15 protein-coding genes are annotated in these 14,790 nt (G+C 59.4%); 9 read left to right on the forward strand and 6 right to left on the reverse strand.

The genetic code is table 11. From position 1 onward, the window contains the following. The first annotated feature begins 14 nt into the window (after window positions 1-14). Both GOW04_RS19580 and dapD read left to right on the forward strand, forming a co-directional pair. Window positions 15-614, forward strand: a complete 600-nt coding sequence (locus GOW04_RS19580; protein ID WP_171119956.1) for a GntR family transcriptional regulator — start codon at window positions 15-17, stop codon at window positions 612-614. Between the two features lie 107 nt (window positions 615-721). Then, window positions 722-1,549, forward strand: a complete 828-nt coding sequence (dapD, locus tag GOW04_RS19585; protein ID WP_171230556.1) for a 2,3,4,5-tetrahydropyridine-2,6-dicarboxylate N-succinyltransferase — start codon at window positions 722-724, stop codon at window positions 1,547-1,549. A gap of 139 nt (window positions 1,550-1,688) precedes the next feature. Here the strand turns inward: dapD and GOW04_RS19590 are convergent, their stop codons facing one another. Beyond that, window positions 1,689-2,102: a hypothetical protein gene (locus GOW04_RS19590; protein ID WP_171233719.1), complete on the reverse strand. Its 414-nt coding sequence runs from the start codon at window positions 2,100-2,102 to the stop codon at window positions 1,689-1,691. Between the two features lie 337 nt (window positions 2,103-2,439). Here GOW04_RS19590 and GOW04_RS19595 point away from each other — a divergent pair, with 337 nt between their 5' ends. Then, window positions 2,440-2,784 carry a hypothetical protein gene (locus GOW04_RS19595; RefSeq protein ID WP_171119954.1) on the forward strand — a complete coding sequence of 115 codons (345 nt, stop codon included), beginning with the start codon at window positions 2,440-2,442 and terminating at the stop codon, window positions 2,782-2,784. Here the strand turns inward: GOW04_RS19595 and GOW04_RS19600 are convergent. After that, window positions 2,781-3,839: a transporter substrate-binding domain-containing protein gene (locus GOW04_RS19600; RefSeq protein WP_171230558.1), complete on the reverse strand. Its 1,059-nt coding sequence runs from the start codon at window positions 3,837-3,839 to the stop codon at window positions 2,781-2,783. The genes GOW04_RS19595 and GOW04_RS19600 overlap by 4 nt on opposite strands. Before the next feature lie 210 nt (window positions 3,840-4,049). On the opposite strand from GOW04_RS19600, the gene dapE reads away from it, so the two are divergent. From dapE to rnr, 3 genes are read left to right on the forward strand one after another with little or no spacing between them, the layout of a single operon-like run. Continuing rightward, window positions 4,050-5,189, forward strand: coding sequence for a succinyl-diaminopimelate desuccinylase (gene dapE / locus GOW04_RS19605; RefSeq protein WP_171233720.1), 1,140 nt, complete (start codon window positions 4,050-4,052; stop codon window positions 5,187-5,189). A 3-nt stretch (window positions 5,190-5,192) separates the two neighbouring features. Continuing rightward, window positions 5,193-5,768 (forward strand): TIGR04282 family arsenosugar biosynthesis glycosyltransferase, encoded by a 576-nt coding sequence (locus tag GOW04_RS19610; RefSeq protein WP_171233721.1) that lies wholly within the window; start codon window positions 5,193-5,195, stop codon window positions 5,766-5,768. A gap of 47 nt (window positions 5,769-5,815) precedes the next feature. After that, window positions 5,816-8,074 carry a ribonuclease R gene (rnr, locus tag GOW04_RS19615; RefSeq protein WP_171233722.1) on the forward strand — a complete coding sequence of 753 codons (2,259 nt, stop codon included), beginning with the start codon at window positions 5,816-5,818 and terminating at the stop codon, window positions 8,072-8,074. On the opposite strand, the gene GOW04_RS19620 is transcribed toward rnr, so the two are convergent. Together GOW04_RS19620 and GOW04_RS19625 are read right to left on the reverse strand one after the other, a co-directional pair. Further along, window positions 8,065-8,451, reverse strand: coding sequence for a DUF1801 domain-containing protein (locus tag GOW04_RS19620; protein WP_171233723.1), 387 nt, complete (start codon window positions 8,449-8,451; stop codon window positions 8,065-8,067). The genes rnr and GOW04_RS19620 overlap by 10 nt on opposite strands. Continuing rightward, entirely contained in the window at window positions 8,448-9,146 is a 699-nt protein-coding gene (locus tag GOW04_RS19625; protein WP_171233724.1) for a glutathione S-transferase family protein, read from the reverse strand. The genes GOW04_RS19620 and GOW04_RS19625 overlap by 4 nt, the downstream gene beginning before the upstream one ends. Before the next feature lie 85 nt (window positions 9,147-9,231). On the opposite strand from GOW04_RS19625, the gene GOW04_RS19630 reads away from it, so the two are divergent. Both GOW04_RS19630 and GOW04_RS19635 read left to right on the forward strand, forming a co-directional pair. Further along, window positions 9,232-9,945: a YafY family protein gene (locus GOW04_RS19630; RefSeq protein ID WP_171233725.1), complete on the forward strand. Its 714-nt coding sequence runs from the start codon at window positions 9,232-9,234 to the stop codon at window positions 9,943-9,945. A 62-nt stretch (window positions 9,946-10,007) separates the two neighbouring features. Further along, entirely contained in the window at window positions 10,008-11,324 is a 1,317-nt protein-coding gene (locus tag GOW04_RS19635) for a lytic murein transglycosylase (protein WP_171233726.1), read from the forward strand. A gap of 53 nt (window positions 11,325-11,377) precedes the next feature. Here GOW04_RS19635 and GOW04_RS19640 read toward each other — a convergent pair whose 3' ends face one another. Then, on the reverse strand, window positions 11,378-12,775 hold the full coding sequence (locus GOW04_RS19640) for an aspartate aminotransferase family protein (RefSeq protein WP_152459305.1): 1,398 nt from the start codon (window positions 12,773-12,775) through the stop codon (window positions 11,378-11,380). A gap of 77 nt (window positions 12,776-12,852) precedes the next feature. Next, complete coding sequence (locus tag GOW04_RS19645) at window positions 12,853-13,536, reverse strand: GntR family transcriptional regulator (protein ID WP_152459304.1); 684 nt, start codon at window positions 13,534-13,536, stop codon at window positions 12,853-12,855. A gap of 140 nt (window positions 13,537-13,676) precedes the next feature. Here GOW04_RS19645 and GOW04_RS19650 point away from each other — a divergent pair, with 140 nt between their 5' ends. Then, window positions 13,677-14,762, forward strand: a complete 1,086-nt coding sequence (locus GOW04_RS19650; RefSeq protein ID WP_171233727.1) for a polyamine ABC transporter substrate-binding protein — start codon at window positions 13,677-13,679, stop codon at window positions 14,760-14,762. Window positions 14,763-14,790: the final 28 nt, after the last annotated feature.

A 14,790-nucleotide genomic window follows, 5' to 3' on the forward strand; every position in this document is an offset into this window, starting at 1 on the left:
TTTATCTATAATTTATGACCGCTACGATCTCGGACACGATTTACCAGAACCTCAGCCAGCAAATCATCACCGGAGAGCTGAGCGCCGGGGAAAAGCTGCGGCAGGATCATATTGCCCGCACCTTTGACACCAGCCATGTTCCGGTGCGTGAAGCCCTGTTGCGGCTTGAGGCGCATGGATTGGCCCGGCACGAGCCGCGCCGGGGCATGCGGGTTACGGCGCTGGACCCGGCAGAGGTGCGAGAGGTCATCGAAATGCGCGTGGCGCTGGAAACACTGGCGTTGCAGCAATCGGTGCAGAACATGTCTCCGGTCGCATTGGACAAGATCGATCGCGCACGCATCGCCTGTGACGAGGCGCAGACGATGCCCCAATGGGAAGCGTTGAACAGAGCATTCCATCGCGCCATCCTGACACCTTGCGGGTTGCCCCGTCTGTTGCACACCATCGACGATCTACATATCGCAAGCGCACGCCACTTGTTTGCGCACTGGCGGTCGAAATGGGTGCAACAAACTGACAAGGATCACGCCGCACTTGTTCAGGCGCTCAGGCGGAAGGACCTGAGCACGGCAAAAGGTATTCTGACCCGACATATACGCCGCGCCAGCTGAATAGCGCCTTTCAGACGCAAAACGGCCCGTGTTCGTCGCATTGCGCCATTGGCCCGGCTTGCGTATAGGCCAAACCAACATGAACAGATTCTGTAGGGAGACGCCCCATGTCCAACGCGCAATTGGAAGCCGCCATCGAAGCCGCCTGGGAGGCGCGCGACACGATCACACCCGCCACGGCAGGTGAACAACGCGAAGCGATCGAAGACACGCTGGACGCGCTGGACAGTGGGTCGCTGCGTGTTGCCGAAAAGCTGGAAAACGGCGACTGGCACGTGAACCAGTGGGCCAAAAAGGCGGTTCTGCTGGGCTTTCGCATCAAGGACATGGAAATTCAGACTGGCGGTCCGCAGGACGGCGGTTGGTGGGACAAGGTGGACAGCAAGTTCGCAGGTTGGGGTGAAGATCAATGGCGCTCGGCTGGATTCCGTGCGGTTCCCAACTGCGTTGTGCGCAAGTCGGCCTATATCGCGCCGGGCGTGGTGCTGATGCCATCCTTCGTCAACCTTGGCGCCTATGTGGATGAAGGCACCATGGTCGACACCTGGGCGACCGTCGGCTCATGCGCGCAGATCGGCAAAAACGTCCACCTGTCGGGCGGTGTAGGCATCGGCGGCGTGCTGGAGCCGATGCAGGCCGGCCCGACCATCATCGAGGACAACTGCTTTATCGGCGCGCGCTCCGAGGTGGTCGAGGGCTGCATCGTCCGCGAAGGCTCGGTTCTGGGTATGGGCGTGTTCATCGGCAAATCCACCAAGATCGTGGATCGGGAAACCGGCGAAGTGACATATGGTGAAGTCCCGCCCTATTCGGTGGTCGTTGCGGGTTCGATGCCGTCAAAGAATAACATAAGCCTGTATTGCGCGGTGATCGTGAAGCGGGTGGATGAAAAGACCCGGTCGAAAACCGGCATCAACGAATTGCTGCGGGACTGATCGCCCCGGTTGTACAGAAAGGCCGGAGCTGAACCGCTCCGGCCTTTCCAGTTTTTGGGGTGTTTGACTTATGCGACCGCACCTTGGTCAGAGCCGGTCCTGAGATTGTGTCCAGGCTCGGACGAACGCTCTGTGTGGGTCAGCGATTTTCACCCTGCATAGCGTCAACTTCTGAGTTTCCTGCGTTGGTTTCCGCACCTTCGCTTTCGCTGTCGCCGCCGCTTTCGTTGTCGCCGCCGCCTTCGTTGTCGCCGCCGCCTTCGTTATCACCGCCGCCTTCGTTATCACCGCCGCTTTCGTTATCGCCGCCGCCTTCGTTGTCGCCGCCGCCTTCGTTGTCGCCGCCGCCTTCGTTATCACCGCCGCCTTCGTTATCACCGCCGCCTTCGTTATCGCCGCCGCTTTCGTTATCGCCTCCGCCTTCGCTTTCACCGCCGCCGTCTTGGGCGTAAGCTGCACTTGGCGTCACAAAAGACAGCACGGCGACAGAAGGTACTCCGGAAAGCACAATCACACTTGCAGTTGTCATCATTAACTTGGACAGAACACTCATTTTAATTCTCCTGTAAAAAATGACTTACGCAGTGGCTGCATCTTAGAGTTGGCTTCTCTTCACCGTTGTGAAAGGCAGGAAACGCGTCGAACTCAGCAGGAAATGGCCAAAAATGAGGCCAAAATGTGGCAGAAATGTGCCCGATTCAACTCAGGGAATGGAGATGAAACGCTGCTCAATTTTTGGGCGAAAACGGGAAAAGGGCTTTGCTGAGTCGCATTTCTGCAAGTCCTCAGTGCCTATGGGCGGGGCAAGGGGCTGCGTAAGATCCCATACTTAAAGCTAGGATCGATGGAAGCAGTTGACCCTTCAAAACGCCGCGCGTAATGCAGGGCCCATGGAAAAGCGCAAGAAGCCCTCACGTCAGCAAGTCTATACCCTTCTGGTCCAGATCGGCCGTAAGGATGGCGACGGGCTGCCCGACGGTGCGACCGGGGCGGCACTGATCTGCTACGCCAGTGGCGTGGACGAAGCCGAAGCCGTGCGCGAGACGGTGGCTATTCTGAAGCAGGCCGACACCGCGCCTTTGGATGTCACCGGGTACGGGACCTTGGCCGAGCGTGAGGCACAGGGACATGAAATCGAACCTGACGAACGTGCCCTGATGCAGCGTGCTCTGGATGAAAACGCCGTGATCGTCGCGCAGATGACACCGTTCTTCGGAGACGAGGCGCAGGCCTAGTTCCGCATACCGAACCACTTGCGATAGATTTCGTCATAAGTTCCGTCTTCACGCAATGAAAGCAGAGCCTGGTTGACATCCTCGACCAGAGGCGACCCGGTCGGGAAAGCGATGCCATAGTTCTCGCGCAGGAAGACGCCGCCTGTCATCGACGCCGTTCGCCGGCCTTCATGAGCCGCATAGTAGGAAAGGATCGGCGCGTCGAATACGACGGCATCCAGTTGTTTGGACTGGAACGCATCCAGCATCTGCTCCAGCCCGGGATAGCCGGTGAATTCAATATCACGCCGGTTCAGAAAACTTGCCGCGGTCGAGTCCGTGATTGTCCCGACACTTTTGCCATACAGGTCATTCACCGAATTCACGCTGCCTGTGATCGCATCCACGGTCATGACCGAGGTGATGCGGGCCGTGAAAACGGACACGATGAACAGTGACGAAACAACCAGAACGACACCCAGAAGCCGGCCGAACGGCGTGCGCGGCATCCTCTCTTCGAACCCGCCGTTCACGACTAGGTTCAGCGCCCACCAGAACGAGGGAAACCATGCCTCGTTCAGCTTGCGATCGAAATAGGGTTGAGCACTACGCTCAAAGCTCCACATCAGCATGCCGCCGCCCAACAGAATGGCGAAGGCCAGGCCGATGGCGATAAACAACTCTTTTGAGAGCAGCGCATGCAGCAGCGAAGGCTGGCGCGCGGCTTCCGATGGCACCATGATCTGTAGGCCCGCCTCAAAGATCGGCTGGCTGAAGTCCATTTGCGTTTCCCGCAGCGCGGTTATCGAGATATTGGCGACCGCAAGATCGGCGGACCCATTCTGAACCGCCTCCAGCATTTCCGAGAATGAATCGACCCGATTGATGGAATAGTCCCAGTTCAGCGCCTCTGCCAGCGCGGCGAGCAGATCCATCGAAAAGCCGGTTTCCGCACCGTCCTCTACATAGGAAAACGGGGGGCGGGTCACCGTCGTGACCGTGAGGGACTGTGCCATGCTCTGCTGCGCTAGGACGGCGAAAGTCAGGCAGATCAGTGCGTAGAATGCGCGCTTCATTTTCATTCACCTGTTTCGCGGCCCTGTAACGCGATTGTGCAGCGGGCGGCAAGATGGTCGCCGGGTAAACCACCATGATTTGTTAGGGTGTCGCTTTGATATCTGCACATTTGGTCGCAACGATATTTTTGCGAATTGGGGTTGGAAAACCGGCCAATTCGTTGAATCTGTGCGCGAACCCGCGAAAGATACAGTTCCAGAGGCCATTGCATGACCGACCCCGTCCAATTGACAGCCGATCTGATCCGTTGCCCATCGGTCACACCTGCCGAGGGTGGCGCGCTGGTTCTGCTGGGATCGGTGCTGGCGGATGCGGGGTTTGAATGCACGCGTGTCGACCGTGGTGGCGTCAGCAACCTGTTCGCACGATGGGGTCAAAAAGGCCATCCGCGCAGTTTCGGGTTCAACGGCCATACTGATGTTGTGCCGGTCGGCGACGAGGCCGCGTGGACGATGCCGCCTTTCGGGGCCGAAATACGCGATGGTGTGATGTATGGGCGTGGGGCAACGGATATGAAATCCGGCGTTGCGGCGTTTGCGGCGGCGGCAATCGATTTCGTGCGCGACACCCCACCGGACGGAGCCATCATCCTGACGATCACCGGCGACGAGGAAGGCGACGCGCTGGATGGCACGACCGCCTTGCTGGATTACATGGACGGCGCGAATGAACATATGTCTGTCTGTCTGGTGGGTGAGCCCACCTGCCCGAACAAGATGGGCGAAATGATGAAGATCGGCCGTCGCGGGTCGATGACCGCATGGTTTACGATCACCGGTGTTCAGGGGCATTCCGCCTATCCGCATCGTGCTAAAAACCCTTTGCCAGCCATGGCGCGGCTGATGGATCGGCTGGCGGGGCACGAACTGGACCAGGGCACGGACCACTTCGACGCTTCGACATTGGCAGTGGTGACAATCGACACCGGGAATGCGGCCACCAACGTAATCCCGGCGCAGTGCAAGGGAACGGTGAATATTCGTTTCAATGATCTGCATTCCGGGGCCAGCCTGAGTGACTGGCTGAAGTCGGAAGCGGATCAGGTGGCCGCTCAGTTCGGCGTTGAAATAGATGTCGCAATCAAGATTTCAGGCGAAAGCTTTCTGACCCCGCCGGGGCCCTTGTCGGATCTGGTGGCCAAAGCGGTAGAGGCGGAAACAGGCGCAACGCCCGAGCTTTCGACGACCGGTGGTACGTCGGATGCGCGTTTCATCAAGAACCATTGCCCGGTTGTAGAGTTCGGTCTGGTCGGTCGCACGATGCATCAGGTCGACGAGTGCGTCGAGGTAGCCCAGATCCAGCAGCTCAAATCGATTTATACCCGAATCCTGACCGACTATTTTGCCTGATCCATGCAGCGCACATTGGTGATCATGGTGAAGGAACCTCAACCGGGCCGCGTCAAAACGCGGCTTGGGCGAGAAATCGGCATGGTCGCGGCGGCGTGGTGGTTTCGGCACCAGACCCGGACCTTGATCCGACGGCTGCGTGATCCCCGTTGGCGAATCGTTTTGGCCGTCTCACCCGATCAGCAGGGTCTGAACAGCCGGGTATGGCCTGCGGACCTGCCGCGCGCCGCGCAGGGGCGTGGGGACCTGGGGGATCGCATGGGGCGGATGCTGCGCGGGATGCCCAAGGGGCCGGTTTGTCTGATCGGTGCGGATATTCCGGGCATTTCGCGCCGCCATATTGCCCGTGCTTTCGACGCATTGGGGCGTTCTCAGATGGTGTTTGGGCCAGCACCGGATGGTGGCTATTGGCTGGTCGGCGCGCAACGATATGCGGCCTTGCCGGCAAGTCTGTTCCAAAACGTGCGCTGGTCGACAGAACACGCATTGGCTGACACGCTGGCCTCGATTTCTGGCGGTCGGGTGTCATTGCTTGATCAGCTGCGCGATGTGGATACGGTTGCCGATCTTGAACCCTGAGGCTTTTTGGTCATGACGCGGTCGCAAACGCGTGCTAGGCCGGACGTATGACTCGCATCCCTACCAAGCAGGAGGTCCTGGACTGGATCTCGGCGAACCCCACCCTGACCTCGAAACGCGATATCGCCAAAGCCTTTGGCATCAAGGGCGCGGATCGGATTGATCTGAAACGTATCCTCAAAGAGCTTGAGGCCGAAGGCCATCTTGAGAAGCGCAAGCGCAGTTACCGCGACCCGGATCGCCTGCCGCCGGTCAGCGTGTTGCAGGTAAAGGCGCCGAATGCCGATGGCGACCTGTTCGCGCGGCCGCTGGAATGGCATGGCGAGGGGGTCGAGCCCATCGTTCTGATCATTGCTCGCGCCAGCGACCCGGCGCTGGGCGAAGGTGATCGCATTCTGGCTCGTCTGACCGTGGTGCATGAAGAAGATCACAATTACGAAGCCCGCCTGATCCGCCGTATCGGGACGAACCCTCGTAAAATCGTGGGTATCTTCCGCAAAGGTGCTGAAGGCGGGCGGATCGTGCCGATCGACAAGGCCGGATCGACCGAATGGCTGGTGGCCGAAGGCGCTGCGCTGGGCGCCCGGGATGGCGAACTGGTCGAGGCTGAACAAGCCGGGCCGAAAAACCGCATGGGTCTGCCACGCGCGCGTATCGTAGAACGGCTGGGCGACCCGACTGCGCCCAAGGCCGTTTCGTTGATTGCGATCCATCAGCACGGCATCCCGGATGATTTCCCCGACAAGGTGATTGCCGAGGCCGACAAGGCCAAACCTGTCGGCCTGAAAGGCCGCGAGGATCTGCGGGATATGCCTTTGCTGACGATAGATCCCTCGGACGCGCGCGATCATGACGACGCCTGTTATGCCCATGCAGACGATGATCCCAAGAACCCCGGAGGGCACGTCATCTGGGTCGCCATTGCTGATGTCGCCGCCTATGTGCGGCCCGGCACCGCGCTGGACCGCGAGGCGCGCAAGCGCGGCAATTCCAGCTATTTCCCCGACCGCGTCGTGCCGATGCTGCCCGACCGTCTGTCGGGTGATCTGTGTTCGCTGCATGAAGGAGTGCCGCGCGCCTGTATCGCGGTGCGGATGCAGATCGACGCAAACGGCAACAAGATCGACCACCGGTTCGTGCGCGGGCTGATGCGCTCGGCCGCGTCCCTGAACTATGCCGAGGTGCAAGAGGCCATTGACGGCACCCCCAATGACCGGACCGGCCCGCTGCTGGAGAGCGTTCTGAAGCCGCTTTATGCCGCCTATGGCGCGCTGAAAAAGGCCCGTGCTGATCGCCAGCCGCTGGAGTTGGACCTGCCGGAGCGCAAGATCGTTCTGAACGACAAGGGCGAGGTCGAAAGCGTGGCCTTCCGCGAGCGGCTGGACGCGCACCGGTTGATCGAGGAATTCATGATCCTGGCCAACGTGGCCGCCGCCGAGACGCTGATCGCCAAGCGCAGCCCGCTGCTGTTCCGGGTGCACGAAGAACCCGCGCCCGAAAAACTGGAAAGCCTGCGCGAGACGGCGCAGGCCGCCGGGCTGAATCTGGCCAAGGGGCAGGTGCTCCAGACCCGTCACCTGAACGCGCTGCTGAATGCCGCCGCCGGCACCGAGGATGCCGAGCTGATCAATCTCAGCACCTTGCGGTCGATGGCGCAGGCCTATTACAGCCCGGAAAACTTCGGCCATTTCGGGCTGGCGCTGCGCAACTACGCGCATTTCACCTCGCCCATCCGGCGCTATGCCGACCTGATCGTGCACCGGGCGCTGATCTCGGCCCATGGCTGGGGCAAGGACGGGCTGACCGAGGACGAAATTGCCCGGCTCGAAGAAACGGCCACGCATATTTCAGATACCGAACGCCGCTCGATGATGGCCGAGCGCGATACGACCGACCGCTATCTGGCGGCTTATCTCAGCGAACGTGTGGGCAACGAATTCACCGGTCGGATCAGTGGCATTGCCCGGTTCGGGGCCTTCGTGAAAATGGAAGAAACGGGCGCGGATGGCCTGGTGCCGGTGCGGTCTTTGGGGCGCGAATTCTTCCATTTTGATCGAGAGGCCGGAACGCTGATGGGCTCGGATTCCGGGCTGATCATCGCCATCGGCCAGCGGGTCACGGTGAGACTGACCGAGGCGACACCTGTGACCGGCGGGTTGGAGCTGGAGCTGCTGTCCATCGACGATCAGGCGCTGCCGCGCGGGCGCGGGCCCGCCAAACGGTCGACGCGACGCAAGGCAGCCAGCACCAAGCGCAAGAAGGACAAGATCAAGCGCAAGGTTGAACGCAAGCGCCGTCAAAGGTGATAGGTCAGCGCCCGGGCAATCAGCCAGCCATGGCGGGTTTCATCGATCTGGCTCGGGTCATCGAACAGAATGGCCCGGTTCCCGTCAATCCGGTCCTCGCCCGGAAAGGCCGTGGTGAAATCACCGATCAATCGGCTTTGGCAGTGTACGAACAGTGCGAATTCCGCGGATTTGTGAGCCCCCAGCCGGATCGTTGATCCTTTGGGGGCAAGATAGGCGGGCTGGCCCCAGCGCAGCTCTTCTCGCAATGGATTGGCGGCGGGCAGAGACTCTGCTGTGTTCAGTATCAGGTCGCGAAGCGCCAGCGCCCCTGCGCGTGCGTGCGGGGGCATGGCTTCAAAGGCCGAGGCGACCGAGGGGTCATCAAAAGGTTTCATGCAATCGGTATCGCCTGTTCCATCCGGTCCACGTAACTGTTCAACAGATTATCCTGTTTGATCCTGCGGGTCAGTGGGGTATCGGCAGGCGTTGCGCGCATGGCGGCGAGCATCGGGCCGACGCTCATATCTGCTGATGTCGGTTGATCCGCCAGCAGGAAGCGGGATTGCCACAGATGGGCCGAGATCGCCTCGAGATCGCGTTCGACCCGGTCCAGGCGCTCGGACAACGAGAACCGGCCGATCCCTTGCGAGGTGATCCCTTTCAGAACGGATTTTCGGATCGCATTGGACGCCGGCTTTCGGATCAGGGCCGGAATGCCGGTGAAAAAGGTTTCGCGAAGGATCGGCCAGACCTCGTCATTGCCCCAGCGGTCCAGAACGATGTGGAAATACAGATGCTCTTCGGCCATGCGTACCAGCGCGCGGGATTGCGCTTTTTCCACATCCGAAAGCCCCTGATCGAACGCGGCCCCCTTCTGTTCCAGCCAATCGCGGATCAGATCGCTGTCCGGTATCAACCGCTCTGGCGTGCGCAGGACGGGCAGTTTTTGATGCGGCATCCTGCGCGGGTCAAGCATGTCCGAACGCTGCCAGATCTGACCGGAGTGCTGAAGCATCAAGGCTGTCTTGACGCAGAACGGACTGGCGCTGAACAGTCCGAAGGCAGAAGGATAGGTGAGAAGGGTCAGCATCGCGTGGCTCCGTGTTTTTGGCGTGCCGGATGAGTAAACCGAGCTGATGACAGTTTTTGTCATTAGGGATAGGCTAGGGTTCATCATGTCCCGCACCGCCCGATTGTTCCAACTGATGCAAGCCCTGCGTTCTGGCCCATCGCCCAGAACGTCTGAACAACTGGCGCAGGATCTGGGTGTTTCTGCCAGAACGATACACAGGGATATTGACGCGCTGCGTGGTCTGGGGGCCGTTATCGACGGTGAGGCAGGGTTTGGGTTCACCCTGATCGAAGATGCAACTTTGCCACCATTGGGTTTCACCGATGACGAACTTGAGGCCCTGGTTCTTGGCCTGCGCGAAGTTCAGGTGATTGGTGATCCGGCCTTGTCAGATGCAGCCAGCGCCGCCCTGCGGAAATTGCAGGGGCGATTGCCACAGCGACAGTCCCATCGGCTGAGCCACGCGGTTCTGGCGGCAACGCGGTTCAATCGCCCGCCCGCGCCGACAATCGACGTGGCCATTTTGCGGCAGGCGACGTGGGACGAACGCGCGGTCGAGTTCTCGTATACGGACGCAAAAGGCGATGCCACACAAAGACGGGTCAACCCGCTGAGCATCGTCTATATGGATCGATCAAACGTGTTGCTTGGCTGGTGCCACCTGAGACAGGATTTTCGCGTTTTCCGGTTGGATCGTATGCAGGACATGTCCGTGACAGATCAAAGCTTTAGACCGAACCGGGTGCCCATGCTGCGCGAAGTTTTGGCGCAAATCCGCGCAGCGCGCGACGCGCAAGAACGCGATGACGATGCCTGAGACTTTGTGATTCGCCGATTTTGCGCTACCCTGAGGTCGAGCAGTAATCAGGAAAAATCGGAATGCAAAAATGCGTAGGCGGCGTCATGACCGTCGCATTGTGGGCATCCATGGTGCAGGCGGACATATCAGAAAATACGACTTGGCCAGACAGTGCAGTGTCCGGCAAAACGATACAGCTGGCCTCGGCGGATGTGGCGGTTTCGATCCGTCCAGTCCCGCGCCCGGCGGTTGAGGCTTTGCGGGTGTCCGCGGCCGTGAGCGCACGGTTTCAGGCCTGGCTCGGCGCGTTTCAGGAGCGCGCGAAGCAGCAGGGCATATCGGAAAGAACATTGAACAGGGTGTTCCCGGACATGATCTTTGACGAGGACATCCTGAAAAAAGACCGCAATCAGGCTGAATTTTCGAAACCGATCTGGGAGTATCTGGATTCCGCCGTCTCGGACACGCGCGTTTCCAATGGTCGTGCCGCGATGCAACGACATCGGCAGGTGTTGCAGCAAATCGAGGCGGAATATGGCGTTGAAAAGGAAGTGGTCACGGCAATCTGGGGGCTGGAAACATCATTCGGCTCTTATCGTGGCAGCAACCGGACGCTGAGTTCCCTGGCGACGCTGGCCTTTGATGCACGGCGGGCGCAGTTCTTTGAAACGCAGTTGATCGCCGCGCTGAGGATCGTGCAGGCAGGCGATGTCAGCGCCAAAAACATGCTGGGCAGCTGGGCAGGCGCGATGGGGCACACGCAGTTCATGCCAACTTCATATCTGGATCACGCGGTTGATTTCGATGGCGATGGTCGGCGTGACATCTGGTCGGATGATCCGACGGATGCGCTGGCCTCGGCCGCGTCCTATCTGGCGCGGCACGGTTGGAAAAAGGGGCAACCCTGGGGCGTCGAGGTGCGCCTGCCCGAAGGGTTCGACTATGCCACCGCCAAACGGGACTACACCCTGCTGCCGTCAGAATGGGCGGCGCGCGGCGTGGTGGGGCGTGACGGCAAACCGGTCCCGGATCACGGGCAAGCCGCAATCCTTTTGCCCGCCGGGGGGCAGGGTGTGGCGCTGATGATTTTCGACAATTTCAGCGTGATCGAGGCCTATAACGGGGCCGACGCTTACGTGATCGGTATCGGGCACCTGTCCGACCGGCTTGCGGGTGGCGCACCGTTTCAGTCCAACTGGCCCCGAGGTGAGCGGGCGCTGAGCTTCACCGAGAAGAAAGAGCTGCAAACCCGCCTGACTGATGCGGGGTTCGATACAAAGGGTATCGATGGGCGCACCGGGCCGAACACCATCAATGCGGTTCGCGCCTACCAACTGGCGCAGGGCTTGGTACCGGATGGCTATCCAACTGCGACACTTTTGGAGCGGCTGCGGTGAACAATAAGAGGCGACCCAGGCGGGCCGCCCCTTAATAGACCCTTTTTCTGATCTCAGGAAGCGGCTTTCATCAGCCCCTGAGCGATGATTTCCGCCTGTGCTTCGTCCAGCGATTTGTAAATCCGCACGAACATCTCGTCGATATCCGCCGGGGTCAGGATCAGCGGCGGCGAGATGATCATCCGGTCGCCCACGTGGCGCATGATCAGATTGTTGGCAAAGCAACGGTCACGGCAGATATAGCCGACCGTGCCGGGCTCGGACGCGAACTTGGCGCGGCTGGCTTTGTCGGGTGTCAGAGCGATGGAGGCCATCATTCCGACGATCTTCGCCTCGCCCACCAGCGGGTGATCGGCCAGCGCCTCCCATTTCTGTTTCAGATAGGGGGCGGCAACATCGCGCACATGCTCGACGATCTTCTCTTCTTCCAAAATGCGCAGGTTCTCAAGCGCCACGGCAGCGGCGACGGGGTGGCCGGAATAGGTGTACCCGTGGTTGAATTCCGTCCCGCCGATCACTTCGGCGATCTCGTCATTCACGATGGACCCGCCGATCGGCGCATAGCCCGAGCTGAGCCCTTTGGCGATGGTCATGATATGCGGTTTGATGCCCACGGTTTGCGATCCGAACCAGTTGCCGGTTCGACCGAACCCACAGATCACCTCGTCTGCAATCAACAGGATATCGTATTTGTCGCAGATGCGCTGAATTTCCGGCCAGTAGGTATCGGGCGCCACGATCACGCCGCCTGCACCCTGAACCGGCTCGGCGATGAAGGCCGCGACACGGTCCTCGCCCAGCTCCTGTATGGCCTCTTCCAGCTCGCGCGCGCGGGCCAGGCCGAATTCCTCGGGCGACATGTCGCCGCCTTCGGCCCACCAGTTGGGTTGGTTGATATGGTGAATGTTCGGGATCGGAATGCCGCCCTGCGCGTGCATGCCTGCCATGCCGCCCAGCGAAGCCGACCCGACGGAAGACCCGTGATACGCGTTTTTCCTGCTGATGATGATGTTTTTGTCCGGCTGCCCCTTCTCGGCCCAGTATGTGCGCACGAGGCGGATATTGGTGTCGTTTGCCTCGGACCCGCCAGCTGCGAAAAAGACATGGTTCAGATCACCTGGTGCCAGTTCGGCGATTTTGGCCGCCAGTGCGATTGCCGGCACATGGGTCGTCTTGAAGAAGGTGTTGTAGTAGGGCAGTTCGCGCATCTGACGCGCCGCGACATCGGCCAGCTCATCGCGGCCATAACCGATGTTGACGCACCAAAGACCTGCCATTGCGTCCAGAATTTCCTCACCTTCGCTGTCGGTCAGGTAAACCCCGCTGGCGCGTGTAATCACGCGGGCCCCTTCCTGCCCCAGCGCACCATTGGCCGAGAAAGGATGGATGTGATGCGCCGCATCCAGCGCCTGCAACTCGGCGGTCGGCATATGGTTGGTTATGGTGGACATCGGAGAATCTCCTACAAGAACGCGGTTGCGGATCACAATATGATCAAATTCATCGCTGTCAATCGAATCAGGCTGAGTTAAGCGGAAGTCAGGGCGTCCGACATCAATTCCATGCCTTGCTCAATGTCCTGAGCCGTTGCCTTTGCCGCTTTTTCGGCGTCGCCTTCGCGCAAGGCTGAAATGATATCCTTGTGCCGATCCGGCAGGCTTTGAGTCCCGAATCGACCACACACGACACGCAGCGAAGGGCCGAACCGCAACCAAAGCCTTTCGGCGAGATCACTGAGAATCGGTGCGTTTGCATGAGAGTACAGCGTTTCGTGGAACGCCTGGTTCAGGCGCAGATATCCGCCCACATCCCCGTCGGCAATCATACGGTCCAAATGGGTATCCAGCAGCTCGAGATGATCGATGTCCTCGGCTTGCAAATTCGACGTCGCGCGCCTTGAAAGCTCTGATTCTATTGAGGTTCTGGCAAAGATCATTTCCTGAATATCGCCCGGGGACAGCAGCGGCACGCTTACACGCCGATTGCCCTGGAACACCAATGCCCCGTCCGAGATCAACCGGCGGATGGCTTCGCGCACCGGTGTCATGCCAACACCCAGCGAATCAGTCAGGCCCTGGATCGTGACAGGCTGGCCCGGAACCAATTCGCCGAATAGGATCTGTGATCTGAGCGTTTGATAAACCTGCTCATGCGCGGGCTGTTTCCCTTTGTCGATTGTCGACGCAGATGCCTTATTTTTGATCAAATCCAATTGGTTCTTCCCATTTCGACTAACCCTGACTTGTCAGGTGACAGACCTCGTGAAACCATACGCTGGATCGAGGAAAAACGCAAAACTTGATCAAATCCAAAAAAACGGGAAAATAGCCGTACACTTGCAGGGAGAAGAATATGACAATCAAAACGCTGACCATGACAGCGGTCATCGCATTGGGGACTTCGGCGGCATTCGCCGAAGAGGTGCGTGTTTACAACTGGTCTGACTATATCGACGAAGATTTGCTGAGCAAATTCGAGGAAGAAACCGGTCTGACCCTGATTTACGATGTGTTCGACAGCAATGAGGTTCTGGAAACCAAGATGCTGGCCGGTGGTTCGGGATACGATGTGGTGGTGCCATCGGGCACATTCCTGCAACGCCAGATTCAGGCGGGCGCATTTCAGGAACTGGACATGGCCAAGTTGCCGAATGCGGTAAATCTGTGGGACGTGATTCAGGAACGTACCGCAGGGTATGATCCGAACAATGCCTACTCGATCAACTACATGTGGGGAACGACGGGCATCGGCGTGAACGTCGACAAGGTCAGGGAAGTCTTGGGTGACGATGTGGCCCTGAACAGCATGGATTTGGTTCTGAAGCCGGAGAATATGGAAAAGCTGGCCTCGTGTGGCGTTCACTTCCTTGATGCGCCAGCCGAAATGATACCGATGACCTTGCAGTACATCGGTGAAGACCCCGACAGCCATGACCCGGAAGTGATCAAGAATGTCGAAGACGTTCTGACAAGCGTTCGCCCCTACATCCAGAAGTTTCACAGTTCGGAATACATCAACGCGCTGGCCAATGGCGATATTTGCGTAGCCGTGGGTTGGTCCGGTGATATTTTGCAGGCGCGGGACCGCGCGGCCGAAGCCGACAACGGTGTGAACATCGAATACCACCCGTTCGCAGAAGGGTCGTTGATGTGGTTCGACCAGATGGCAATTCCCGCCGACGCGCCGAATCCGGAAGGTGCGCACAAATTCCTGAATTTCATTCTGGATGCCAACAACATGGCTGCTGCGTCCAACTACGTGTACTACGCCAACGGCAACAAGGCGTCTCAGGAATTTCTTGAGGAAGACGTGATCGGCGATCCGGCAATTTATCCGGATGAAGCCACGATGCAGAACCTGTACATCACGACTCCGTACCCCGCGAAGACACAGCGGGTCGTGACCCGTCTTTGGACCAAGATCAAGTCAGGCACCTGATCCGGTCAAAAGCGCGGGGCGGTCTGGC

Source organism: Ruegeria sp. HKCCA4812, assembly GCF_013034245.1.
GTDB lineage: Bacteria > Pseudomonadota > Alphaproteobacteria > Rhodobacterales > Rhodobacteraceae > Ruegeria.